Raw genomic sequence first — 23,057 nt, 5'->3', positions numbered from 1 at the left:
GCTCTGTTGCCGATGACCGACGAAGGTTCAATCATGCACACATGACTCGCCAGACCCTCGACACCCGCGCGGTGCACAGCGGGAGAGAAGATCTCGCAGCCCTCGGCCTGCATGCGGCGCCGCTGGACTTCTCGACTGCCTATCCCGCGTACGACACCGGCTCGGAGGCGGCGCGGTTGGACGCTTTCGCCGCCGGTGAGCTACCAGAGGGGCGTCCTATCTACGGCCGGGTCGGCAACACGACAGTGGCTCGCTTCGAGCGCGCTGTCGCCGATCTGGAAGCATGCGCCGCCGCGGTGGCCTTCGGCAGCGGAATGGCCGCCCTGACGGCGTGCCTGCTCGCGAGCGTGGCTCAGGGGCGCCGGCACATCGTGGCGATCCGGCCCCTCTACGGCACGAGCGATCACCTGCTCAGCTCCGGACTGCTGGGGACGACCGTTACCTGGACCACCGCCGAGGACTTGCCGAACGCCATCCGGCCCGACACCGGACTGGTGATCGCCGAGACCCCGGCCAATCCCACACTGGCCGAACACGACATCGCCCGGCTCGCCGAAGCCGCTGCGGGCGTGCCGCTGCTGGTGGACAACACGTTCGCCACTCCCGTCCTCCAGCGCCCGGTCGAGCACGGCGCCGCCGTCGTCCTCCACAGCGCCACGAAGTTCCTCGGCGGTCACGGCGACGTGATGGGCGGGGTCGTCACCTGCGGTGAAGAACTCGCCCGGGCGATCCGGCAGATCCGGATCGTCACCGGCGCGATCCTGCATCCTTTCGCCGGATACATGCTCCTACGCGGGCTGGCGACGCTGCCCGTGAGAGTGCGCAGGGCCGCGGCGACCGCCGCGGACCTGGCACAGCGGCTCGCGGCCCATCCGGCCGTGACGCAGGTGTTCTACCCCTCCCTCGACCCCGATCGCCCCTCCGGGCAGATGGAGAGCGGTGGTTGCCTCGTGTCTTTCGAAGCCGCCGTGGACCCGCATGTCGTCGTCGGTGGCGCCGAACTGATCACACCTGCGGTCAGCCTCGGCGGGGTCGACACCCTCATCCAGCATCCCTATTCGCTCACACACCGCATCGTCGCCGAGGATGACAGGCGGCGCAGCGGAATCAGCGACCGACTGCTGCGCTTGTCGGTCGGGCTGGAGGACGTGGACGATCTCTGGCGCGATCTCGACCGCAGTCTTGCCCAAGCCTATGAGGAGGCACACCCATGACATACGACGCGGACCCCTCCGCCGAGCGGGGACTCATCGAAGCTCTACATGTGTCAGCACCATCTGGTGCTCATGCCGACAAGCTCATGCTTTTCGGCCAGTTTGTGGGATCGTGGGACATCGAATGGTCGGGCACCGCGCTCGACGGAGGCACCGCCCAAGCCAAGGGCGAGCTCCACTTCGGCTGGGTCCTCGGCGGCCGGGCCGTACAGGACACCTGGATCATGCCTGGCCGCAACGAGGTGGCAGCACCGAACATCAGGGCCTTCCAGGGCACTACGGTGCGTTTCTACGATCCGGATCTGGACGCGTGGCGCTCCACCTGGATCGAGCCGATCAACGCCCGCGTTCGCCGCTTCATCGGGCGACCGGTCGACGGAGACATCGTCCTGCTCAGCGACGAGGACGAGCCGTGGCTGCGCTGGCGCTTCACCGAGATCACCCCCTCGTCGGCCCGATGGCTCGGCGAGACGTCCCACGACAAGGGGGCGACCTGGGTCCTGGATGAAGAGATGATCCTCACCCGCCGCCCGAGCTGATCACCGCGCCTCAGGCGACGGACGGCCTCACCAGGCCCTTCCGGCCGGGACTTCGATACGGATGGTCGTCGAAGTCCCGGCCTTCGTCGTCGAGGTCGTTCTCGCGGAAGGTGAACAGGTGACCGTGGCGCGGGATACGGTTGCTGCCGCAAGGAGATCAAGGTTGGCCGAGACCTCCGGCCTTCACCTGGACGACGCCTTCCGCCGCCTGTACTTCACGTCCAAGCAGTTGCACGTGGTGTGGCGGCTGACCGCCGACAGCACGCGTGGCGGCGAGCTCTGCCTCCAGAACGTCACCGAATGGGCGGTGAACGGGTGGTTTCCCGACGACCGGACGCTGTCGCCCGAGGAGTACGCCCAACCGGCCGATCTCTACACCATCGACGACGAGCCGCATGCCGGGACGGGGTCGGTCGCCGCGATCTCCGTACCCCACGCGCGCCCGCTGTCCCTCGGGAAGGACACGCCGATTCGCCGGCGCTTCGACGCCCGCTCGTGAGTGCGGCCTGGTGGTGCTGCCCCTACCGCGGATTCGGGGGCGGACAAGAATGATCTTGAGTGCGGCGTGCCGGAAACTGGTTCCTATGACCACGCTTACCTCTTCACCTCCGCCCGTTGTGCGTTTCGCGGCAATCGCCTGGTTGACGGCCGTCGCCGCGGGCGCCTTCGAGACCGTGCTGGCTGTCGGCGGCATGCTGGCCGACGGTACGGCGACCGCGGGAGCGCTGATTTCCGGCGTCGGACTCAGACTGGCGGTCTTCGCTGTCGCGATCTTCCTGACGCTGCGGTTACGTGCCGGTCGGAACTGGGCCCGGATGGCCATCGCTGTCATGCTGGGCGTGTTCGGGCTGCTGTCCATGGTGATCGAGCCCATCAAGGACCTGCTGGCAGGCACACCGCTGGGGCCGCTTGACGGCTTGGATCTCCTGTTCGCCGGCAGCCGGGTGGTGCACGTCCTCGCCGTGCTCACCGCGATGGCGCTGATGTTCCTGCCGCAGGCCAACGCCTACTTCCGCAAGACTCCGCGCCGTCACACGACCGTTGGACCTCAGGACGCGGCGCTTCCTGATACGTCAACGGACATGGGTCAGGGCAGCGGCGGCCACCGACGCTCCGGCGGGACACGTACCGTCCTGTGAGACCCGAAGCAGGATAGCCCCGACGTTGATTTGCTTAAGTAAGCTACGGTTTGCTTATGCGAGCAAATAAGTCGCCGTCCAGCCGGGTGACGCGGACGTTCACCCAGTCCCACGCCGACAGCCCGCTGTCGCTGTTCGACCTGAATGGTGTGGACCTCCTGCCGACATCCGCCGCAGCAGCGACTGGGCGCGCAGACGGTTGCCCGGGGGCTGGTTCGCGGTTCGGAGCTCCGTTCGTCGGAAGTCTGCGCTCGGTCCAGGGGGTGATGCCGGTGCGCAGAATGCTGCTGAGCGGTGCTCTCGTTGTCAGCCTGTCCGGCTGCGGTGTGGCCGCCAGGCCCTCCGATGTGTCCACGCAGGCGACGTCCCCGGCTCCCTCGTCGGGCACCGTGGTTCCCACGAGCGCCACCCCCACCCCGGCCAAGGCGGCGTTGACCATCCCTGAGGCCGGACAGGCCATGCAGAAGTGGGTGGGCAGGTACAACGCGACACTCAAGAAGCACGAGTGGTGGCGGTCGAACGCCCGGCTCGACGCGCTGTTCATCGAGGGAGCGCTGCACGAGGGCGTGCTCGAACGCAGCCAGTGGGGCTCCGAGCGGAAGACGAGGCACAAGCCGATCAACCCGGTCGGCACCCCGACGGTCTTCGTGCCCAGGCCGGAGCGGCAGCCGTCGAGCGGGGACTGGTTCATCGCGCAGGCGACCTACCAGGACGCCAAGGGCCGTGCCCGCCCGCACGTGCTCGCGTTCTTCCGCTCTCCCGGGCAGCCTTTCAGGCTGGCCGTCGCTACTCCGATCCACTGGGGTGAGCGGATGCCCAAGCCACTGCTCGACGCCGACGGTTACGTCACCGACATGGACGACTCCATGGCGGGCGCCGTGGCCGAGGAGTACGAGAACTTCTGGAACGGTGAGAGAAAGAAGGAGGGCGACTCCGGCTACCGCCTGGCCGCGAACAGCTACAGCCGCAAGGCGTTCCCCGCGGTCAACAAGGGGGCGTATGTCGGGTTCGCCGGCACCGGATCGATCTTCGGCTTCCGTACGGCCGATGGGGGTTCGTTCTTCCTGTTCGCCCTGCTCAATGACGACAAGAAGGCCATCAACAACGTGCTGAGCGAAGCGCTGCTGGTGCCCAAGGACAGCAACACGATCCGGGAACTCGGCGCCAACTGGTTCTCCTGACCGTTGGCCACCTCGGCCGGGTGCGGCGGGACCCCCGATTGATCAGGACCGAACGTGAGCAGGACCATGCAGCAGCGCCGGCGGCCGGGCCCGTAGTGGCATGGGTGGGAGACGCAGGTCACATGCGGCCGGTTGTGACATCTCGCCGGGCTGTTTCGTCGGTGGGGGTGTAACAGCCAACCCGGCAAGGAGAACAGCATGGACTCCCGTCTCGACTTCCTCGGCAGCCCGATCGCGGCGAAGCTCCTCAAGCACATTCTGTCCGCGGGCAAGGTCGTGAACGATTCGGCCCTGCCCGCCGCGACACAGGAGCTGGTGGCGCTGCGCGTCAGTCAGATCAACGGCTGCAGCGTGTGCGTCGACATGCACACCAAGGAGGCCGCGCACCGCGGGGAGACCTCGGTGCGCCTCAACTTGGTCGCGGCGTGGCGGGAGGCGACGGTCTTCACCGACGCCGAACGGGCCGCCCTGAAGCTCGCCGAGCAGGGCACCCGCGTCGCCGACGCGGCCGGCGGCGTTACCGACGAGGCCTGGGCGGACGCCGCCAAGCACTACGGCGAGGACCAGCTCGCCGCCCTGGTGTCCCTCATCGCCATCATGAACACCGTCAACCGGCTGAACATCATCACCCAGCAGCCGGCCGGCGCCTACCGGCCCGGCCGGCACGGATAGCGGCGGTTGCGACCAAGGCACCCGGCGACGCCATGAGCATCCCGTCCGATCCAGCGCTGGGCACGATCATGAGCGAGCGGCGTCAGCTGATCAATCTGGCCTACCGGATGCTCGGCTCTCTGGCCGATGCCGAGGATGTCGTCCAGGAGACCTACGCCCGCTGGTACGCCATGACCCGGCAGCAGCGGGAGGCCATCGACTCGCCTGGCGCCTGGCTCACCACGGTCGCCAGCCGCCTCTGTCTCGACCTGCTCGGCAGATCCGGGGCGCCTCAGGCCGAACCAAGGGACGGATCTCTTGAGCCCTTACCAGCCGGCCATGAAGTCGCCGCCGTTGGTGCGTGCGTAGGCACGTACGAGGCGGCGGCCGACCATGGTCTCGTGGATCTCGCTGGTGCCGTCGAAGATCTGGGTCGCCTTGGCGTCACGGTGGAGGCGCTCAACACGGCTGCCGATCACCATTCCGGAGGCACCGAAGATCTGCATGGCCTGGTCGGTGTGGTCGCGGGCGAAGTCGCTGGCCGTCATCTTGGCCACCGAGATCAAATCCTGGTCGCCGCCCGGCTTCGCCATGTAGCTCTCGGCCGCTCGGAGCGTGAGCTCCCGTGCGGCCTGGTAGGCGGCCCGCATCCGGCCCAGCTTGATCTGGATGCTGGGGAGGTCGCCGATCTTGCCACCGAACGCCTCGCGGTGTGCGGCCCGCGCGACGCTCTCCTCGAGGGCGGCGCGGAGCAGGCCGCAGGCGTAGGCGGCCGCGTCGATCCGCGCCATGTTGAGTCCGTCCATCATCCCGGCGAAGCCCTCCACTTCGAGGGCGTGGCCGGCGGGCACACGCACGCCGTCGAAGGTGAGGATCCCGTTCGGCAGGCCGCGGTAGCCCGACAGCCGAGGGCCCCACTCTCCGGAGGCGCCCTCGGAGGCCATATCGACGACCAGGGCAAGGGTCTTGGCGAACCGGGCGTCGGTCTCGGCCTTGCACAGCACGATCGCGTAGTCCGCCACCGGAGCGAAGCCGACCCAGCACTTGCCCCCATCGAGGACGTAGTGGTCACCGTCGCGGCGGGCCACGGTCGTCATGCCGCGCAGGTCGGTGCCGGCCTCGGGCTCGGAGAGGGCGAAGGACCCGTAGGCCTTGCCGGCCACGGTCAACGGCAGCCAGCGGTCCCGGACCGGAGCCGGTGCGAAGCGCGCCAGCAGGTAGGAGACCAGACGCATCACGCCGACCTCCATCGCCAGCGGCGCGCACACTGCCGTGAGCCGCTCGCTCACCTCGTGGGCCAGCGGCATCCGGGAAAGGTCGAGACGGAGGTCGTCGTCGAAGATCAGCCGGACCAGGCCAAGGGCGGCCGCCTGGTCGAGCAGGTCCTTGTCGAACTCTCCCGTCGCGTCCATCCGGGCGCCACGCTCCCGGACCGTGGTCTCGACGAACTCCTCGACCGCCTCGATCGTCGCCGGGGCCGGCACGATGGTCTGGTCGGTCATGTCTTTTCCCCTGGGTTCTCATAAGTCACGTGGCGGCCGGGCTTCGTCCGGTCGCGGGAGCGGAACTGGTGGTCCCAGAGCGGGGCGAGCTCCGGCGCCATCCGGTTCGCGAGCGAGGACCGCTGGATCTTGCCGACCGACGTCGTCGGCAGCTCCTCGCCGAAGATCACGACCTTCGGGCTGGCGTCGAAACCGAGCCGCTCGACGCACCAGGCCCGGAGCTCGTCCTCGGTCACCGGCGCGTGGGCGATCACGAACGCCGCCACCTCCTCGCCGTACCAACGGTTGGCGAAGCCGAACGTGGCCGCCCTGGTAACGGAGGGATGAGCGGCGAGCACGTCGTCGACGACCTGGGGGAGCACGGTGGAGCCGCCGCGGGAGATCGAGTCGCCGAGCCGCCCCTCGAGGAAGAACCAGGGCCGTCCGTCGGGTCCGGTGGTGCGGTAACCGCGGTCACCGGTGTGGAACCAGCCTTGGGCGTACGCTGCGGCGGTGGCCTTCGGATCGCGGGCGTAGCCGAGCATGAGCATGCTGCCGCGCGCCACGATCTCGCCGCGCTCCTCGTCCGCGCACTCTCGACCCTCGGGGCCGACGATGCGGACCTCGGCATGCCGCACGGGCGTGCCGATCGAGCCGCGCATCCGGCCGGTCAGCGCACCGACGGGCTGTGGGGGCGTCATCGTCAGCACCGATGTGGTCTCGGACAGGCCGTAGAGCTGCCGTACGGGAATGCCGAAGCGCTGCTCGAACTGCTTCGCGGACTCCGGGCGCAGGGGGCCGCTGCCCGAGATCACGTGGCCCAGCCCGTGACCGGGCTCGGGCATCGACGGATCAGCGAGCAGGTACTCCAGCACCGTCGGCACGAGGCTGCAGGCGTTGGCTCTCGATCTCGCGACGGTCGGCCAGAAGCGGTCGCTGCGGAAGCGGTCCATCAGCACCGTCGAGCCTCCCGCGAACCAGGGCAGGAAGGAGCAGATGACCAGCCCGTTGGCGTGGCTGATCGGCAGGACGTTGATCAGCCTGGTGTCCGGTGTCCAGCCGAGCGCGGTGCGCATGGCGTCGCAGTTGACGAACAGCCCGCGCATCGAGAGCAGGATCGGCTTCGGCGTACCGCTGGTGCCGCTGGTGTGGAGGCGAAGCACCGGTGTGTCCAGTCCGGGCTCCGGACCCTCGTCGTCGGGAACCTCGGCCGGCCGCAGCACCTCGGCGGTCGGGAGCGGCCGGCCCGGACCGTCCGGGTCGTCGGCGACCAGCCATGGATTCTCGCAGGCGGCGAGCAAGGCCGCGTGACGCTCGCGGCCGTCGCGCGGGTCGAGCGGGACGAAGCAGGCGCCGATCCACCAGGCGGCGAACGCGACCAGCAGCGTCTCGGGGCGGTTGATCGCGGCCATCGCGAGGTCGTCGCCGGGGCGCACCCCGCGGGCACGGAGACGGGCGGCGACGGACCGCACGTCCGCGGCCCAAGCGGCGCCGGTCCACGTACGCGACCCGGCACGCGAGGGGTCCTCGACCAGGTAGGTGGTGCGGTCGGCGCGGCGATCGAGAAGGAGCCCGCGATACGACGTCCAGGGCGCGACGTAGTCGTCGACCGGCGCACGAGCCGTCTCCACATCGCTTTCCCTTGCCGGCCGGGCTTCCACGGTGGTCAACGCCCCTCCGGCGTCACGACCCGTCCGCCGACACGTCGCGGCACCTCGGCGGCGCGCTCCAGACGGGACTCCAGGTCTGTGGTGGGTGCGGCGACGGCGGTGGTGCTCATGAGACCTCCTCGGGTCGGTCAGCGCCCGACGTGGACGTGCCCGCGGGAACGGGCGAGGTGGTAGAGGACGACACTGGCGAGCGCCACGATCGCTCCGTACGCCGCGAACTGCCAGAAGTTGCCGTTGGAGCGCAGCCAGACCAGCAAGTACGACGAGGTGCCGCCGAAGATCGAGACTCCGAGCGCATAGCCGAGCGCCACGCCGGTGGTGCGGATCTCGCGCGGCATCAGCGTGACGGCGACGTAGTTGTAGAGGCACATGTTGAAGCCGACCACCACACCGCCGATCACCATGACCAGTGCGAACATCGCGAGGTTCTGCTCGCGGTAGAGCAGCATGAAGAAGAACGTCGGCACCAGCGCCAGTCGCATCGTGGTGAACACACGGGCGGTGCCGGCTCGGTCCGCCAGGCCACCGATGATCGGCCCGGACACGATCCAGACGATTCCCATGACCGTGGTCAGCGCGAAGACCCACGTGCTGTTCTCGGCGTAGGTGGAGTTCGCCAGGTTGGGGAGCCCGGTGATCCAGGCATAGTTGGCGATCTGGACGGACCCGATGACGACCACGACCGCCACCAGCGCGAGCCGGGCCCGCCACAGCGTCTTCCACAGCGAGGTCGCGCCGCGCGGCTCGGCGTTGTCGTGGCTGCGGTTGACCGCACGGGTGACCAGCGTCTCGGGCAGCACTCTGCGCAGGTAGAGAACCGCGATGCCGGCCAGCCCGCCGATCGCGAACGGCAACCGCCAGGCCCAGTCCGCCATCGCGTCGGGCGAGACGATCGCGCTCACGACGAACGCCATCGCGCTGGAGCTGACGATTCCGAGCTGGATGAACGTCCCGCTGATCAGTCCGAGATAGCGGCCCTCCTCACCGGCAGGAGAGAGCTCCGCGCCAATGGCGTTGGCCACGCCGGCCTCGGCTCCGGTGACCAGCCCCTGGACCAGGCGCAGCACCAGGAGCGCCACGCCGGCACCGGCGCCCAGCGTTTCGTAGGTGGGCAGCACGGCCACAATCAGTGAGGCGGCCGACATCGCCGCGACCGAGATCAGCATCACCCGCTTGTGGCTGATCAGATCGGCGACCGGCCCGAGCAGCGCCGCCCCGATCGGCCGTGCGAAGAAGCCGGCCCCGAAGACGGCCAGCGAGGCCAGTACGGCGGTGGTCGGATCCTCCGACGGGAAGAAATGGGGCGCGAGGAAGGCGGCCATCAGGCCGTATATGTTCCAGTCGTACCATTCCAGCGCGACGCCGCCGCCGAGGCCCGCCGTCATCCGCCGGCTGGGCCGCGCCATGTTCGCGGAAGGCTCGACCGGCACCTGCTGCTCCGGGTGCATCGGTTCTCCGTTCGTGCGAGCCGTCCCGATCCATCTGACATTTTAGACGGCCTCCGATATTTGGAGCACGTTGACACACGACCTCGGGATCGGTCAACCCCTCGACCTGGCGCCTTACCTTGCCTTGACACCGTCCGCCCGGGTGGGATAACTGTTTAGCCAGCCAGACATTGTCTGAGATTTTGAACAGGAGGGTTCATGGCCGACGGGACGGTCGCCGGCTCGCCCGCGGTCCGGACACTCGTGGAGAACGGCCTTCTCGGCGCCCTGCCGCCGGAGGCGCCCGCGTCGTCTCTCGTGTTCCCCGGCGGCGGTTCGTGGCGGGTCGAGCTGCCCAGCGTGGAGGGGCCGGCCGCGACGGAGGTCGCCTTGAAGGAGGCGGAGTCGCTCGGCGTACCCGTTCACCGGATCTCGCAGGGCTCGGGCGTGACGATGCTCAGCGATCGCGAGATCGTCGACATGGTGCAGCTGTGCCAGGAGCGATCGGTGGAGCTGTGCCTGTTCGCCAGGCCCGGGGCGGACTGGGACGTCGGGGCATCGCGCCTCAGCCCTGCCGGTTCCCCCGGGACACGCGCCCGCGGGACCAACCAGCTTCGAGCCGCCGTCGAGGAGATCATGCGGGCCAGCGACCTCGGCGTGGCCTCGTTCCTTGTCGCGGACGAGGGAGTGCTGTGGGCGGCTCACCGGCTGCGTGCGACCGGGAAGCTGCCGGCCCGGACGCAGCTCAAGGTGTCGGTGATGTCCGCGCCTGCCAACCCGGTCTCCTTCGCCGTGCAGGCCGGCCTCGGTGCCGACACGATCAACGTTTCTTCGGATCTCTCGCTGGCTCAGCTGGCCGAGATGCGCGGTGCGAGCGACGCCACGATCGACTTCTACGTCGAGACACCGGACAACATCGGCGGCTTCGTCCGGTACGGCGAGATCGGCGACATCGTGCGGGTCGCGGCCCCGGTCTACCTGAAGTTCGGGCTGCGCAACGCGCCGGACATCTACCCGGCCGGAGCCCAGCTGGACAAGGTCACTCTCGCGTCCGCCCGGGAGCGAGTACGCCGGGCGCGGCTCGGACTCGACCAGCTCGCGCGCACGCCCGGCATACCCCCGATGGCGCCGCTCGGTGCACGCGACCAACCCGCACTGCCGCGTTTCGCAGCACCGGACATCTCCACGGTCCGGACGACCCATCGTCCAGGGAGCAACCGATGAGAGCAGCCGTCCTCCGCGAGCCGGGCTCGCCACTGACGGTCGAGGACATTGACCTGGCTGTGCCGCAGCGCCGAGAGGTGCAGGTCCGTGTGGAGGCTGCGGGCGTGTGCCACAGCGACCTGCACTACATGACCGGCGATCTCCAGGGGCGGTTGCCCGCTGTCCTCGGCCACGAAGGTGTCGGCATCGTCGAGGGCGTCGGTCCGGGAGTCACCCGCGTCGCCCCGGGTGACCGGGTGGTGATGACCTGGCGACCGCGCTGCGGCGAATGCGAGTTCTGCACCAGCGGCCGCCCCGCCCTGTGTGTGCTCGGCCGCGTTCAGGGCACCACCGGAGGCCTGCCCGACGGCACCACCCGGCTGAGCGCCGGTGGCGAAACCGTCCACCACCTCATGGGCGTCTCCTGCTTCGCCGAGCGCTGCGTGGTCTCCGACCGGTCCGTCGTCGTCATCCCCAAGGACGTCTCCGCCGAGGTCGCGGCGATCGTGGGGTGCGCGGTCGTGACCGGCGTCGGCGCCGTCCTCAATGTAATGTCCACGGCCACGGCCGAGCCGGTCGTGGTGATCGGCGCCGGCGGCGTCGGGCTGAGCACGGTCATGGGCCTGACCCTGGTCGGCGCCGCTCCGATCGTCGTGGTCGACACCGTGGACGCCCGGCTTCGGCTCGCTCGCGAGCTCGGCGCGACACACACGGTCGACGCGACCGCCGACGACCTCACCGCCGTCCTCGACGAGGTCGCTCCCGGCGGTGCGCGCTGGGCCGTCGACGCCGTCGGTGCGCCGGCCACGATGGAACAGGCGTTCGCCAGCCTGAGCACGGCGGGCACCCTGGTGGCCGTCGGCCTGGGCCGCGTCGGGGCGGGGTTCACGGTCCCGGTGAACGCTCTGGTGCAGCAGGAGCGCCGCGTGGTGGGCAGTCTCTACGGCTCGTCGAACCCCGTCGTCCAGATCCCCCAGATCCTGGACCTCCACCAGCGCGGCTTGCTGCCGCTGGACAGGCTCGTCGGACGCCGGTTCGCTCTCGATGAGGTCAACGAGGCCTATTCGGCGCTGACGGCAGGCGCGACCGGACGCTCGGTCATCGTGCCCGGCGCGTGAGTTCAGACGTGCTTGCCGCTCGCACCCAGCTCGCGGGAGAGCGCCCTGGCGCCCTCGCGCACCAGGTCGAGGTTCCGCTCGCGCGTGGCTTCGTTCCAGCGGATGGTCGGCACAGTGATGCTCATGGCCGCGACACAGGTGCCGTGCGCGTCGAAGACCGGAGCCGCGACGCACGCCGCGTCGTCGTTGGACTCGCAGAACTCCTCGGACCAGCCGCGCCGACGGATCTCGGCCAGCCCGGAGAGGAGCCGGGCCTTGGAGTCGATGCTCCGCTGCGTCATCGGCTCCACCGAGTCGTCGTCCGGGTAGAGGGCGTCGAGCTCGTCGTCGTCGAGCGCGGAGAGCAGCATCTTGCCGCCCGCGGTGCAGTGCGCGGCCAGCCGGCTGCCCACGGACGAGACCAGGCGGACGGCATGCCGGCTGTCGACGCGGACGACGTACACCGCGAGCCGGCCGTCGCGCACGGCCACCTGGACGGTCTCCCCGCTTTCCGCGGCGACCGACTTGGCGATCTTGCGGCCGAGCGCGGCCATGTCGAGGGCCTGCTCGTAGGCACCGCCGAGCTGGAGCACCTTCACCCCGAGGCTGTAGCTGCTCGGATGGTCGTCGCTGTTCGCCTTCAGGTAGCCGCGGTCGACCAGTGCGCCCACAAGCTCGTGGACGCTCGCCCGGGGCAGCCCGAGGCGGGCGGTGATCTCGGGCACCCGCAGGCCTTCGGAGGAGTCGAGGAAAAGCTCGAGGATGTCGAGCCCTCGACGCAGCGCCGGCGCCGTCGTCCGTCCGCCGTTCGCGGAGGTCGGTCGCACCTGTGTCGGCTGGTCGTTTACCATGACAGACATCGTCTGATATTTCGGAGAAATGCGCAACTATCGCAGGCGTCGGCTCCATGCCACTCCGCCCGGGAGGACTTCCATGAGCACATCACTAGCACTCGCGCGCGAACGGATGGTGGAGCGCGCCGTCCGGAGTCGTTCGGTGCTGTCGCGTGGGCTACCCCATTGGGCTTCGGGCGAGACTGGCGACTGGACGGTCACCCCCGACGGCGACTGGACCGGTGGCGCGTACGTAGGTGAGCTCTGGCTCGCCCACGCGTTCGATCCCGCCCGGGTCAGCGCCGCGCACGCCCGGGCGGCGCTGGATCTGATGCTGCCCCGGCTGGATCACCGCACCGCCTTCAAGGGCTTCGGATTCTACTTCGGCGCCGCGGCCGCCACCCGGCTGGTCGACCACGCCGGCACCGACATGATCGCGCTGAGGGCTGCGCGGGTGCTCACGGACATGTACGACGAGCGGCTCGGACTGATCCCGCTCGGGGAGGACGCGGAAGAGGCGAGCTCCGTCGGCGCCGCCGAGAGCAGCATCGACTCCCTCCAGGCCATCGCCCTGCTCTTCTGGGCGGCGGACCACACCGGCGACGAGACGTTCGACCGGATCGCCACGCGGCATCTGGAACGGGTCTTGGAGATCCACGTGCGGCAGGATGGCTCGGTTGTCCAGTCCTCCACCCTTGACCCGGAGGACGGCCGGGTGCTGCGCACCCATACCCACAAGGGCTACGACGACCGGAGCACGTGGGGTCGCGCGCAGGGCTGGGCGATGCTGTACGCCGCGCACGCGGCCGTCGTACGCCCCGAGGACCCGCGGTGGCGAGACGTCGCCCGCCGCACCATCGACTGGTGGATCGCGCACGTCCCCGAGGATTTGATCGCCTTCTGGGACTTCGACGACCCCGCGATTCCGGACACCGACCGCGACACCGCAGCGACCACGATGGCCATCGCAGCCGCGCTGCGGCTCGCACACGCGCTCGGCGAGGACGGCGCGCCATACCGCGACTTCGCCGAGCGCACGGCTCACGCCGTGGTCGACCGCTATCTGACGCCGACCGACGACACAGATGGACGACCGGCCGGCATGCTCACCGGCGGATGCTTCACGCGTCGCGGCACCGTGCGTCAGCAGGACGCGGCGACGAACGTCGAGCTGGTCTTCGGCAGCTACTTTCTGCTCGAGTCGCTGATGGTCCTGACCGGCGTGGTCCCGGCCGGCCGGATCTGAGCCGGCTCCAACCCACCACCACAGGAGGAGTACCCGTGAGTGACTCACGACCCCTGCCCCTGGCCGGCGTACGCGTCGTGGACCTCAGCCAGGTGCAGTTCGGTCCGCAGGCGACCCAGATCCTCGCCGACTTCGGCGCCGACGTGATCAAGATCGAGCGGCCGCGCGTCGGCGACATCAGCCGGTCGATCGACACCGAGTCCGACGGCATAGAGGACAGCGCGTCGTTCATCTCGCTCAATCGCAACAAGCGCTCGATCGTGCTCGACCTGAAGCAGCCCGAGGCACTTGACGTGGTGATGCGGCTGCTGGCCGAGACCGACGTGCTGGTGTCCAACTACCGCGCCGGCGTGGCCGAGCGGATGGGACTCGGGTGGGAGGCCCTGCGCGAGCGATTCCCGCGCCTGGTCTACGCCTACGGCACCGGATTCGGCGACACCGGCCCGCTGCGCGACCTCGGCGGCCAGGACATGGCGCTGCAGTCGTTCGGCGGGGCCGCCTGGCACAACCGCGGTGACGACGGCCGTCCGAGCATCTACCCTGTCCCGTTCATCGACTTCGGCGCCGGCATGGCGCTCGTGCAGGGCATCTTGATGGCGCTGATCGAGCGGTCGGCCTCGGGCCGGGGCCAGCGGGTGGACGTCTCGCTGATCGACACCGTGGTGTTCCAGCAGATGCAGGAGATGACCGCATGGATGATGCGCCGCCACGAGATCCACTGGGAACGCGACAACTTCGTCGGAGCCTTCAAGACGGCCGACGGCTGGGTGACGATCGTGGGTCTGTTCCGGCCCGAACCCCTGCGCGACGTGTGCACGGCGCTCGGGATCGACGACCTGACCCGGCGCAGCGAGTTCGCGACGGCCGAGTCGCAGCAGCAGAACCGGGCGGCGCTGTGGAAGATCATGGATGCCGAACTGGAGCGGTTCGGCACCGACGAGGTGCTCGAGCGTCTGGGCGCGGCGGGCATCCTCTGCGGCCCCGTCCTCGACTACGACGAGGTGCTCGCGCATCCGCAGGTCGTGCACAACGATGTCGTACGCACGCTCGACCAGCCGCGGCTCGGCCAGGTGAACGTGGTCGACAACCCGATCCGGATGTCCGCCGCGACCGGCCGCCGCTACGACCCGGCACCGCTGCTCGGCCAGCACACCGACGAGGTGCTGCGCGAGGCCGGCTTCACCGAGGACGAGGTCGAGGGCCTCGTCGCCCGTGGGATCGCCGGCCGCACGGACGACGCATCATGACCGCCCCGGACACGGCCGCGGTGCGGATCCGCCGTGACGGCGCCGTACTCGTCGTGAGCATCGACCGGCCCCGCAAGCGCAACGCCATCAACCTGCCCGTCGTTCGCGGCGTCCGGGCGGCTCTGCGGTCGGCGTCGCGGGAAGCGGAGGTGCGGACGGTCGTTCTGACCGGTTCGCCGGTGTTCAGCGCAGGGGCTGACATCGGCACCTACGCCGAGGGAGACCTCGCCGCGATCGCCACGTTGATGGACGAGGCGAACGCGATGTGCGACGAGATCGCCGATTCCCCCGTGCCCGTGATCGCGGCGGTCGAAGGTGTCGCGCTGGGCGGCGGCTTCGAGTGCGTGCTCGCCTGCGACCTGGTCGTCGCTGCCGAGGACGCCCGCTTCGGGCTGCCGGAGGTCGGCCTCGGTCTGCTGCCGGGGTGGGGTGGTACCCAACGGCTCACCGCCCAGGTGGGTCCCCGCCGGGCGAAGGGGATCGTCCTGCTCGGGGAGCAGCTGGATGCCGCCACCGCGGCGGACCTCGGCCTCGTCACCACCGTATGCGCGTCCGGTCGCGCCCTCGCGGTCGCCACCGCCATCGCCGAGCGACTCGCCACGCGACCGATGCGTGCGGTCGCCGAGGCGTGCCGGGTGATCGATCTGGCGCCGCACGGGCGCCGGGAGGAGCGCGCGGCGCTGGACCGGCTCTTCGCCACCACCGAGGCGGCCGACGCGATCCGCGCGTTCGTGGAGAAGCGCAGCAGCCGCTGACCGCGCCCGCGCACTTGTCGGTCTCAGCACATGACCCACGGCTCCGCCAGCAGGTCGTTCATCGCCATCGTGTCGCCGCCCTGGGCGGCCAGGACGAGTGCGGCTCCTCGATGCCCTGATGCACCTGCACGGCGGCGCTGTCGGTGGTGGCGGTTCCCAGAGGGAGGGGCGGGTCCAGGCGCGTGGCGTGCGGTCAGAGCTCGGCGAGGATGGCGGCGACCAGGGCCGCGCGCCCGGGCAGAGTGGACAGCACGATCCGCTCGTGCAGCGCGTGCGCGCCGGCCCCGAGGGGGCCGAATCCGTCGAGTGTGGGCAGGCCCAGCGAGCCGGCCGTGTTCGTGTCGGCGGCCCCTGCTGCGGGTTCGGCGGTGATGTCCTGGCCCAGCCGCTGCCCTGCCGTACGTACGGCGGCGCTGAAGGGATCGTCGGGGCCATCGAACGCCCATGTGGGCCTGCTGGACAGGATCTCCGTCCGGACCCGCGCCCCCTCGCGCACCGGTGTGAGGGCGGTCAGCTCGGCGAGCACCGCGCCCTCCACGGCCGCGTCGGCGAAGCGCAGTCCGATGTCGGCCGAGGCGTGTTCGGGCACCACGTTGGTCTTGCCCCCGCCCGACAGCGTGCCGACGTTGCACAGGACTCCTCGGGAATGCCTGCCGACGACCTCGCGCAACCTGACGAGCTGGTCGACCAGCTCGTCGATCGCCGAGATCCCTTTCTCGGGGTCGAGCGCGGCGTGCGCCGCGCGCCCGTGCACGTTCAGCCGCAGCCGGGTACTGCCGCGTCGCCCGCGCTTGAGCGCGCCGCCGGGGTGCGGGGACTCGAAGCCGAGTGCGGCGAACGCGCCCTCCGCGCGTTCCCTGACCAGGGTGCTGGACGTAGGGGAGCCGATCTCCTCGTCGGCCACCACGACCACGCGTACCGGCCGGTGCCGGACGCCGGCGCGCGCGGCCACTTCCAGGGCCGTCTCCATCACCACCAGGCCGCTTTTCATGTCGAAGACGCCGGGCCCGTGCGCGAGGGTGCCGTGCTCGGCCGACTCCGTCACCTGCCAGGGCATCGGCCCTGCCAGCTGGCCTTTCGGCCACACCGTGTCGTGGTGGCCGATGAACAGCAGCGGAGCCTCGTCCGCTCGTCCGGGGGAGCCGGGGAAGTCGGCCGTGACGTGGTCGCCGGTAGGCTCGCCGACCCGGCGGGCGACGCCGCCGAGCTCGGTGTAGCGGGCCACCAGCAGGTCGGCGAGTGCGTTGAGCGCCTCGGCGTCGCCGGTGGGGGTCTCGTGCTCCACGTAGCGGCGCACCCGTGCCGTCATCTCCGCCGCGCGCGCCTGGGCCGCCTCACGAAGCCCGGTGGCCGGGGTGCCCGCCGTACCGTCGTCGGGGGATCCGACGCTGATCATCTGCTGTCCTCGGGGTTGGAGGGCAGGCGGCCCAGCGCGGACCGCCCCTGCGTCGAAGAGCATGATACGTGACGTATATCCGTCGCGATGGACCGGCTGTCACGGGGTTTCGGCGCCTATGTCGCTACTATTCGCAGCTCAGGACGCATTGACAGCATTGAGGGCATGTTGATACCTACTCTAGATGCGACTTTGAGGTACGAATCCACGACATAAGATCTTCGTTGCAGGAGCACCCCGCCCCCATGACGTCAACCACAACGCCGGTGGTCAGGACCCTCACCACCCCGGACGAGCTCGGTCAGGCGACCACGCTCTACCGGGACGTGTTCGGCTACACCGATCTGCGCCAGGGCGCCAGCCCGCGACTGCTCACCGCCCTGCGCGACAACGGCGGCTCCGTCGTCGGCGCGCGTGACGGCGACCGCGTCATCGCCTTCGCCTTCGGCTTCCAGGCCACGGACGGGACCAGCTCCTACCACTACTCCCAGGCGGCCGTGGTCCACCCCAGCCACCAGGGGTGCGGTCTGGGCCGGGCGCTCAAGTCGGCCCAGCGCGAGGTCGCGTTGGGCTGGGGCGTCACCCGGATGCGCTGGACCTACGACCCGCTGATCGCGCGTAACGCGCACTTCAACCTGGACGTGCTGGGCGCGGTCGCACGCTGGTTCCACGGCGGCTTCTACGACGACGACTCCGACCGCCTCCTCGTCGACTGGGATCTCGGCACCGCTCCGGGATCCCGCGCACCCGCCCAGGATGACCCCCCCGCTGACCTGGGCGACTGGGCCCGACCGGTCTCCGACGGCGACCGGATCTGGTTGCCGATCCCGTCCGACTACACCGCTCTCGCCGCGCGGGACCCGCTTCGCGCGGCACGGGTGCGCACCGATCTGGCAGCCGCACTCGCACCGTTGATGAATGACGGGTGGGCGGCCGTGTCCTGCTTGCCGTACACCCCCCAGACCGCCCTTTACCGCTTGGAGCGTGCCCTGTGACGACCGGCGACCTCGAACTCGCCCACGCCGAGAACCGGAGGCTGAGCAGCCCCGGCGAGCGCTTCGGCGCCCGGCTGCAACGCCGCTCCTCGGCCGAGGCGTTACAGCAGAAGGTCATCGAGCAGGAGACCCGCAATCTCGGCGAGGCCCTGGAACGGATCACCGCCGACGGCTCCGCGACCCGGGCCGCCGCCGCCGTGGTGGCCGCGCGGCGGCGCTTCGTCACCGGGTACGGCAAGTCGTTCGCCTACGCCTCGCTGCTGGCCACCGACCTGTCCGCCGGACTCTCCCATGTCACCCTCGTCGACGGCGCCGTGGTGCGGGTCCTCGACGTGCTCAGCGAGGTGAGCCAGAACGACGTGCTGGTCGCGGTGTCGCTGCGCCGATACCGCCGCGAGACGGTCGTCGTCGCCCGGCATTTCGCCGAGGCCGGCGGCGCGGTGGTGGCCATCACCGACGACGCGCGGGCGCCACTGGCCTCCATCGCGGCCGAAACCATCGTCGTACGGACCGACAGCGCCTCCTACGCCGACTCTCCCACGGCGGTCGCCGCGGTCGTGCACCTGCTGACCACCCTGGCCACCGCCAGTTCGAAGGGCGCCCGGCGCAGGCTCGCGGAACGCGACCGGCTCAGCCACGCCCTCGGCAACTATCTGGAGGACTGAACCATGCGCATCGTCGAAGCGTCGCTGCACCTCGTGCGGCTGCCGCTGGTGCACGCGTTCCAGACCAGTTCCCATCGCAAGACTCATCTCGACCACATCCTGGTGCGGCTGGTGGACGAGTCGGGAGCCGAGGGGTGGGGCGAGATCGCCTCTCCGTCCGACCCCTTCTACTGCCCTGAGACCACCGAGACCTGCTGGCACATCGCCGAACGGTATGTGCTGCCCTCCGTCGTCGACGCCGTCTGGGAGCATCCGGCGGAGTTGCCCCGGCTCTGGCGCAAGGTGCGCGGCAACCGCTTCGCGATCGCGGGCGTCGACGCCGCCGGCTGGGCCCTGTGGTCGGGGGTCCGCGGAGTCTCGCTGGCCAAGGCACTGGGCGGGACCCGCGGCGAGGTCGTGGCGGGGGTGTCGCTGGGCATCGAACCCACCTACGACGCGCTCCTCGAACAGGTACGCCGCCAGGTCGACGCCGGTTACCCGAGGGTCAAGCTGAAGATCGCCCCAGGTTGGGACACCGAACCGGTACGGCTGGTCCGCGAGGCGTTCCCGGACCTGGCCGTCCATGTCGACGCCAACGGTGCCTACGGCGAGACGGCGGAGGAACTCGCCGTGCTGCGCGGCCTGGACGACTTCGGGCTGCTGATGATCGAGCAGCCGTTCGCGCCGCGCAACCTGGTCGCCCACGCCGCCCTGCAGCGCAGCGTACGGACGCCGGTGTGCCTCGACGAGTCCGTCGACACCATCGATGACCTGCGCACGGCGCTCGCGCTGGGAGCCGGCCGGGTGCTCAACATCAAGGTGTCGCGGATGGGCGGGCTCACGGCCGCCGTGGCGGCCCACGATCTCGCCCGGGAGCACGGCGTGGACGTGTGGTGCGGCGGCATGCACGAGTTCGGCATCGGCCGCGCAGCCAACGTGGCCCTCTCCAGCCTCCCGGGCTTCACCCTGCCCTCCGACGTGTCCGCCTCGGCCAAGTACTACGCCCGCGACGTCGTCCAGCCGGAGGTCGTCGCCGATCAGGGCGTCGTCCGGGTACCGGACGGGCCGGGGCTGGGTCACACCGTCGATGTCGCCTTCATCGGCGAGAACCGGCTGAAGGAAACCACGATCACCGCCCCCGCGGAGTCCCCCCGCCGCGGCTCCCCATCCGCAGCCTGACCTCCGCGCAGAGAGAAGCACATGAGCGCCTCCTCCGGCACCTCCCGCGAGAACGACACCAACGCCTATGCCGTCGAAACCTCACCCGGGCGTAACAGGCTGACCAACGTCATCGCCCTGATCGGCCTGGTGGCCTCGGTCTGCGCCGGTTTCCTCGGGAACGGCCCGACCCTCTGGGGCCTGCTGCCGATCGCGCTGTACGCGCTGCTGTCCCTGCTCGGCATGGACATCGTGATCGCCACGGTCGTCGCCCTGCTGTCAGGGGTGCTGGTCGCCCGGATGCCGCCGCTCGAGATCGGCGCGCTGCTCGGTGACTCCCTGGCCGACCAGGTGACGATGATCGGGCTGATCATCATGCTGGGGTCCGGCGTCGGCGAGATCCTGAAGGTCACCGGCGTGGCCGGGACCATCGTGCGCGGGGTCATGCGCGTCGTGGGCGAGAAGAGCCGCTCCGCCGTGATCCTGGGCGTCATGGTGGCCTCGTTGCTGCTGGTGACCAGCCTGGGCACCCTGGCCGGGGCGCTGGCCATCGCGGCTCCCATCCTGCTGCCGATCACCGCGAGAATGGGCTTCACCCGGTCGGCGACCGCGTCGATGATGTTCATCGGCGGCTGCGCCGGGTTGACCATCGCGCCTTTCGCGGGGTCCAACGTGGCCATCATGGACGCGGCCGAGATCGGCTACCTCGGTTACCTGAGCTATGGAGCCGGACCGCTCGCGGCGCTCTCGCTGATCATGGGGCTCATCGTGGTCCCGTGGATGCAGCGCAGGACCGAGCGCGCCGACGACTACTACAGCGAGGCCGAGGTCGGCGCGGCGAGCGACGCGGACGCGCCGGACGCGGGCGCGGGCCGGGCCACGGCCGCCTTCCTGATCGTGCTGCTCGTCAGCGTCGTCTACGCGACGGTCACCAGGGCGGGGACGGCGTTCCCGCTGCTCGCCCTGCCGGTGCTCGGCCTGGTCACGGGCCTGGCGAGCGGTTTCGGCCCCAAGGAGATCATCGAACTGCTCTACCGGGGCGCCTCCCGGCTGATCAGCATCTTCCTGCTCTTCTGGCTGCTGGCGGGACTGTTCATCACGATCGACAAGCTCGCGCCCTTCAAGGTGATCCTCGACATGTACGGCGAGAGCCTGGCGGGCAGTTCCCCCTTCGTGTTCACGATCCTCATCGCGCTGCTGGGCTGGGTCGGCGTGCCGGGGGCGACGGCGGCCCAGGTGGTGCTGCTCGACAAGGTCTTCGGCGATCTGGCCACGCATATCGGCGTCGGCGTCGGCGCGTGGACGATCGTGCTGCTGTTCGCCTCCAAGGCCGACACCTACGGGCCCTTCCCCAACGGCAACATGGTCGGCGCGATGGGGCTGGCACGCTCCTCGAACCTGCGGAACATGATGATCACAGGGTGGGCGCTGCTGGTGCCGTCCTGCCTGATGTACACGGTCATCCTGCTCTTCCTGTCCCCATGAGAGCCGAACGTCGCACCACGTGGAGGATGAGCACAGTGACAGAGCACGACACCGTTGTCCGTGGCGGCACCCTGATCGACGGCACCGGCGCCCCCGGCTACCGGGCTGATCTCGGCGTCGACGGCGGGCGGATCACCCGGATCGCCCGTCCCGCCGACGGTGACCCGCCGAGGGGCCGCACCACCGTCGACGCGTCAGGTCTGGCGGTCACGCCGGGCTTCATCGACCTGCACTCGCACGCCGACTTCAGCGTCGAAGGCTGGCCTCAGGCCACCACCCAGCTCCACCAGGGAGTGACGACCCTGGTGACGGGGAACTGCGGGTGGTCGCCGTTCCCGCAGGATGCGGCGGGCCTGCTGCGCGAGTGGAGCGGCTTCCTCGCTCCCGAGACCGGGTGGGACTTCACCGACACCGGGGGGTTCGCGGCCACGGTGTCCGGCGCGCGGCCCGCCGTCAACCTGGCGTTGCAGGTCGGGCACGCGGCACTGCGGGTCGCCGTCATGGGGGGAGCGGAACGGCCCCCCGAGCCCGCCGAGCTCGACGCGATGCGCACGCTGCTCCGCGCGGCGGCGGCCCAGGGCGCCTACGGCTTCTCCACCGGCCTGATCTACGCTCCGGGTTCCTTCGCCACCGAGGAGGAGGTACGCGCGCTGGTGGCCGAAGCCGCGGCCACGGGCCTGCTGTACTCGACGCACATGCGCAACGAGTCGGGGGCGCTGCTGCCGGCCGTACGGGAGGCGCTGGGCGCGGCGGAGGCCGCCGGCGGACGGCTGGAAATCTCCCACCTCAAGGCGATGGGACCGGAGAACCACGGCTCGGTCGTCACCGCGCTCGCCGAACTGGACGGGGCACGGGATCGCGGCGTGGACGCCGCCGCCGACGTGTACCCGTACACCGCCTCCAGCACCACCCTGACCTCGCGGCTCCCTCTGTGGAGCATGGACGGCGGGCCTTCCGCGCTGCTGCACAGGCTGGCCGACCCCGCCGATCGCGAACGGGTGGCCGAGGGCCTGAGATCCCGCTTCGGCCGCGACGTCGACCCCGACGGGGTCGTCATCGCCGAGCTGGGGGACGGACCCTACAGCGGCGCCGTCGGCGACAGCATCGCCGAGATCGGGCGGCGTGAAGGCACCGATCCGGCGGAGGCCGCGCTTCGCGTTCTCGCGGCACACCGCGCCTCGGTGAAGATCGTCAACCACGCGATGAGCGAGGAGGACGTCGTCACGGTGCTGCGTCACCCGATGGTGTCGGTCGCCAGCGACGGCTGGGTGCTGCGGCCGCAGGGCGCGGGGCTGCCGCACCCGCGCAGCTTCGGCACCTACCCGCGGGTGCTGGGACGCTACGTTCGCGAACTCGGCGTGCTCAGCCTGGCCGAGGCCGTACGCAAGATGACCGGGCTACCGGCGCGGCGGCTGGGAATGGCCGACCGCGGCCGCCTCACCGAGGGAGCGGTGGCCGACATAGCCGTCTTCGATCCCGATACCGTCGCCGACCGCTCGACCTACACGGATCCCTGGCGGCTGTCCACCGGCTTCGCCGCCGTCCTGGTGGCCGGCGTCGCCGTACTCGCCGACGGCTCGCCCACCGGTGCGCGGCCGGGCATGGTGCTGCGCCGGCCTGGCCCCTGACCGGCCTTGGGGTTGTCATAGGGGAAGGTCCATGCCGAGCGTCCAGGACCAGGCGGCGTGAAGCCCTC

The 23,057-nt window shown here is 70.2% G+C and carries 21 protein-coding genes and 1 pseudogene; 17 read left to right on the top strand and 5 right to left on the bottom strand.

Annotation, left to right across the window (positions count from 1 at the left end; genetic code table 11):
• Positions 1 to 41: 41 nt before the first annotated feature.
• The 7 genes and pseudogenes from E1267_RS14115 to E1267_RS47200 form a co-directional block, all read left to right on the top strand.
• On the top strand, positions 42 to 1,214 hold the full coding sequence (locus E1267_RS14115) for a trans-sulfuration enzyme family protein (RefSeq protein ID WP_132332893.1): 1,173 nt from the start codon (positions 42 to 44) through the stop codon (positions 1,212 to 1,214).
• Positions 1,211 to 1,753, top strand: coding sequence for a hypothetical protein (locus tag E1267_RS14110; protein WP_220449482.1), 543 nt, complete (start codon positions 1,211 to 1,213; stop codon positions 1,751 to 1,753). The genes E1267_RS14115 and E1267_RS14110 overlap by 4 nt, the downstream gene beginning before the upstream one ends.
• Before the next feature lie 163 nt (positions 1,754 to 1,916).
• A complete protein-coding gene (locus tag E1267_RS14105; protein WP_165959606.1) occupies positions 1,917 to 2,252 on the top strand; it encodes a hypothetical protein in 336 nt (111 codons plus the stop codon).
• Between the two features lie 142 nt (positions 2,253 to 2,394).
• A complete protein-coding gene (locus E1267_RS14100; RefSeq protein WP_165959605.1) occupies positions 2,395 to 2,892 on the top strand; it encodes a hypothetical protein in 498 nt (165 codons plus the stop codon).
• Between the two features lie 281 nt (positions 2,893 to 3,173).
• Positions 3,174 to 4,073, top strand: a complete 900-nt coding sequence (locus E1267_RS14095) for a DUF8094 domain-containing protein (RefSeq protein ID WP_484213939.1) — start codon at positions 3,174 to 3,176, stop codon at positions 4,071 to 4,073.
• Positions 4,074 to 4,271: 198 nt separating this feature from the next.
• Positions 4,272 to 4,745 (top strand): carboxymuconolactone decarboxylase family protein, encoded by a 474-nt coding sequence (locus E1267_RS14090; RefSeq protein ID WP_132332889.1) that lies wholly within the window; start codon positions 4,272 to 4,274, stop codon positions 4,743 to 4,745.
• Between the two features lie 32 nt (positions 4,746 to 4,777).
• Positions 4,778 to 4,993, top strand: a pseudogene (locus E1267_RS47200) (sigma factor); the annotation flags it as partial.
• 57 nt (positions 4,994 to 5,050) lie between these two features.
• On the opposite strand, the gene E1267_RS14080 reads toward E1267_RS47200, so the two are convergent.
• The 3 genes from E1267_RS14080 to E1267_RS14070 all read right to left on the bottom strand — a co-directional run bounded on the left by E1267_RS14080 (position 5,051) and on the right by E1267_RS14070 (position 9,323).
• Positions 5,051 to 6,226, bottom strand: a complete 1,176-nt coding sequence (locus E1267_RS14080; RefSeq protein WP_132332888.1) for an acyl-CoA dehydrogenase family protein — start codon at positions 6,224 to 6,226, stop codon at positions 5,051 to 5,053.
• On the bottom strand, positions 6,223 to 7,836 hold the full coding sequence (locus E1267_RS14075) for a class I adenylate-forming enzyme family protein (protein ID WP_165959604.1): 1,614 nt from the start codon (positions 7,834 to 7,836) through the stop codon (positions 6,223 to 6,225). The genes E1267_RS14080 and E1267_RS14075 overlap by 4 nt, the downstream gene beginning before the upstream one ends.
• Before the next feature lie 167 nt (positions 7,837 to 8,003).
• Positions 8,004 to 9,323: an MFS transporter gene (locus E1267_RS14070; RefSeq protein WP_220449481.1), complete on the bottom strand. Its 1,320-nt coding sequence runs from the start codon at positions 9,321 to 9,323 to the stop codon at positions 8,004 to 8,006.
• Between the two features lie 198 nt (positions 9,324 to 9,521).
• Here E1267_RS14070 and E1267_RS14065 point away from each other — a divergent pair, with 198 nt between their 5' ends.
• Both E1267_RS14065 and E1267_RS14060 read left to right on the top strand, forming a co-directional pair.
• Entirely contained in the window at positions 9,522 to 10,526 is a 1,005-nt protein-coding gene (locus E1267_RS14065; RefSeq protein WP_132332886.1) for a hypothetical protein, read from the top strand.
• Positions 10,523 to 11,623 carry an alcohol dehydrogenase catalytic domain-containing protein gene (locus E1267_RS14060; protein ID WP_132332885.1) on the top strand — a complete coding sequence of 367 codons (1,101 nt, stop codon included), beginning with the start codon at positions 10,523 to 10,525 and terminating at the stop codon, positions 11,621 to 11,623. Before E1267_RS14065 ends, E1267_RS14060 begins: the two co-directional genes overlap by 4 nt.
• Before the next feature lie 2 nt (positions 11,624 to 11,625).
• Here the strand turns inward: E1267_RS14060 and E1267_RS14055 are convergent, their stop codons facing one another.
• Positions 11,626 to 12,462 carry an IclR family transcriptional regulator gene (locus tag E1267_RS14055; protein ID WP_220449480.1) on the bottom strand — a complete coding sequence of 279 codons (837 nt, stop codon included), beginning with the start codon at positions 12,460 to 12,462 and terminating at the stop codon, positions 11,626 to 11,628.
• 73 nt (positions 12,463 to 12,535) lie between these two features.
• Between E1267_RS14055 and E1267_RS14050 the strand changes: the two genes are divergently transcribed.
• From E1267_RS14050 to E1267_RS14040, 3 genes are read left to right on the top strand one after another with little or no spacing between them, the layout of a single operon-like run.
• Positions 12,536 to 13,681 carry a glycoside hydrolase family 88 protein gene (locus E1267_RS14050; RefSeq protein ID WP_165959603.1) on the top strand — a complete coding sequence of 382 codons (1,146 nt, stop codon included), beginning with the start codon at positions 12,536 to 12,538 and terminating at the stop codon, positions 13,679 to 13,681.
• Between the two features lie 35 nt (positions 13,682 to 13,716).
• On the top strand, positions 13,717 to 14,928 hold the full coding sequence (locus E1267_RS14045; protein ID WP_165959602.1) for a CaiB/BaiF CoA transferase family protein: 1,212 nt from the start codon (positions 13,717 to 13,719) through the stop codon (positions 14,926 to 14,928).
• Complete coding sequence (locus tag E1267_RS14040; RefSeq protein WP_132332882.1) at positions 14,925 to 15,683, top strand: enoyl-CoA hydratase/isomerase family protein; 759 nt, start codon at positions 14,925 to 14,927, stop codon at positions 15,681 to 15,683. Before E1267_RS14045 ends, E1267_RS14040 begins: the two co-directional genes overlap by 4 nt.
• Positions 15,684 to 15,876: 193 nt before the next feature.
• On the opposite strand, the gene E1267_RS14035 is transcribed toward E1267_RS14040, so the two are convergent.
• Positions 15,877 to 17,079 carry a M20/M25/M40 family metallo-hydrolase gene (locus E1267_RS14035; protein WP_220449479.1) on the bottom strand — a complete coding sequence of 401 codons (1,203 nt, stop codon included), beginning with the start codon at positions 17,077 to 17,079 and terminating at the stop codon, positions 15,877 to 15,879.
• Positions 17,080 to 17,324: 245 nt separating this feature from the next.
• On the opposite strand from E1267_RS14035, the gene E1267_RS14030 reads away from it, so the two are divergent.
• Genes E1267_RS14030 through E1267_RS14010 form a run of 5 tightly spaced genes read left to right on the top strand, consistent with a single transcriptional unit; the run spans position 17,325 to position 22,989 of the window.
• The gene (locus E1267_RS14030) at positions 17,325 to 18,074 is read left to right on the top strand and encodes a GNAT family N-acetyltransferase (RefSeq protein ID WP_132332881.1); all 750 of its coding nucleotides are present in this window, start codon (positions 17,325 to 17,327) and stop codon (positions 18,072 to 18,074) included.
• Positions 18,071 to 18,739 carry a MurR/RpiR family transcriptional regulator gene (locus E1267_RS14025; RefSeq protein ID WP_132332880.1) on the top strand — a complete coding sequence of 223 codons (669 nt, stop codon included), beginning with the start codon at positions 18,071 to 18,073 and terminating at the stop codon, positions 18,737 to 18,739. The genes E1267_RS14030 and E1267_RS14025 overlap by 4 nt, the downstream gene beginning before the upstream one ends.
• 3 nt (positions 18,740 to 18,742) lie before the next feature.
• Complete coding sequence (gene menC, locus E1267_RS14020) at positions 18,743 to 19,897, top strand: o-succinylbenzoate synthase (RefSeq protein ID WP_132332879.1); 1,155 nt, start codon at positions 18,743 to 18,745, stop codon at positions 19,895 to 19,897.
• Between the two features lie 21 nt (positions 19,898 to 19,918).
• Complete coding sequence (locus tag E1267_RS14015; RefSeq protein ID WP_132332878.1) at positions 19,919 to 21,361, top strand: Na+/H+ antiporter NhaC family protein; 1,443 nt, start codon at positions 19,919 to 19,921, stop codon at positions 21,359 to 21,361.
• 26 nt (positions 21,362 to 21,387) lie between these two features.
• On the top strand, positions 21,388 to 22,989 hold the full coding sequence (locus tag E1267_RS14010) for an N-acyl-D-amino-acid deacylase family protein (RefSeq protein ID WP_132332877.1): 1,602 nt from the start codon (positions 21,388 to 21,390) through the stop codon (positions 22,987 to 22,989).
• The last annotated feature ends 68 nt before the right edge of the window (positions 22,990 to 23,057 follow it).

This window comes from Nonomuraea longispora (assembly GCF_004348345.1).
In the GTDB taxonomy this organism is placed as follows: Bacteria; Actinomycetota; Actinomycetes; order Streptosporangiales; family Streptosporangiaceae; genus Nonomuraea; species Nonomuraea longispora.
This window is presented reverse-complemented; position numbering and strand designations above follow the sequence as displayed.

Coding starts and splice junctions, on each gene's coding strand:
- E1267_RS14115 (WP_132332893.1), top strand. CDS start 42: ATGACTCGCCAGACCCTCGACACCCGCGCGGTGCACAGCGGGAGAGAA.
- E1267_RS14110 (WP_220449482.1), top strand. CDS start 1,211: ATGACATACGACGCGGACCCCTCCGCCGAGCGGGGACTCATCGAAGCT.
- E1267_RS14095 (WP_484213939.1), top strand. CDS start 3,174: ATGCTGCTGAGCGGTGCTCTCGTTGTCAGCCTGTCCGGCTGCGGTGTG.
- E1267_RS14090 (WP_132332889.1), top strand. CDS start 4,272: ATGGACTCCCGTCTCGACTTCCTCGGCAGCCCGATCGCGGCGAAGCTC.
- E1267_RS14080 (WP_132332888.1), bottom strand. CDS start 6,226: ATGACCGACCAGACCATCGTGCCGGCCCCGGCGACGATCGAGGCGGTC.
- E1267_RS14070 (WP_220449481.1), bottom strand. CDS start 9,323: ATGCACCCGGAGCAGCAGGTGCCGGTCGAGCCTTCCGCGAACATGGCG.
- E1267_RS14065 (WP_132332886.1), top strand. CDS start 9,522: ATGGCCGACGGGACGGTCGCCGGCTCGCCCGCGGTCCGGACACTCGTG.
- E1267_RS14060 (WP_132332885.1), top strand. CDS start 10,523: ATGAGAGCAGCCGTCCTCCGCGAGCCGGGCTCGCCACTGACGGTCGAG.
- E1267_RS14055 (WP_220449480.1), bottom strand. CDS start 12,462: ATGTCTGTCATGGTAAACGACCAGCCGACACAGGTGCGACCGACCTCC.
- E1267_RS14050 (WP_165959603.1), top strand. CDS start 12,536: ATGAGCACATCACTAGCACTCGCGCGCGAACGGATGGTGGAGCGCGCC.
- E1267_RS14040 (WP_132332882.1), top strand. CDS start 14,925: ATGACCGCCCCGGACACGGCCGCGGTGCGGATCCGCCGTGACGGCGCC.
- E1267_RS14035 (WP_220449479.1), bottom strand. CDS start 17,079: ATGATCAGCGTCGGATCCCCCGACGACGGTACGGCGGGCACCCCGGCC.
- E1267_RS14030 (WP_132332881.1), top strand. CDS start 17,325: ATGACGTCAACCACAACGCCGGTGGTCAGGACCCTCACCACCCCGGAC.
- menC (WP_132332879.1), top strand. CDS start 18,743: ATGCGCATCGTCGAAGCGTCGCTGCACCTCGTGCGGCTGCCGCTGGTG.
- E1267_RS14015 (WP_132332878.1), top strand. CDS start 19,919: ATGAGCGCCTCCTCCGGCACCTCCCGCGAGAACGACACCAACGCCTAT.
- E1267_RS14010 (WP_132332877.1), top strand. CDS start 21,388: ATGAGCACAGTGACAGAGCACGACACCGTTGTCCGTGGCGGCACCCTG.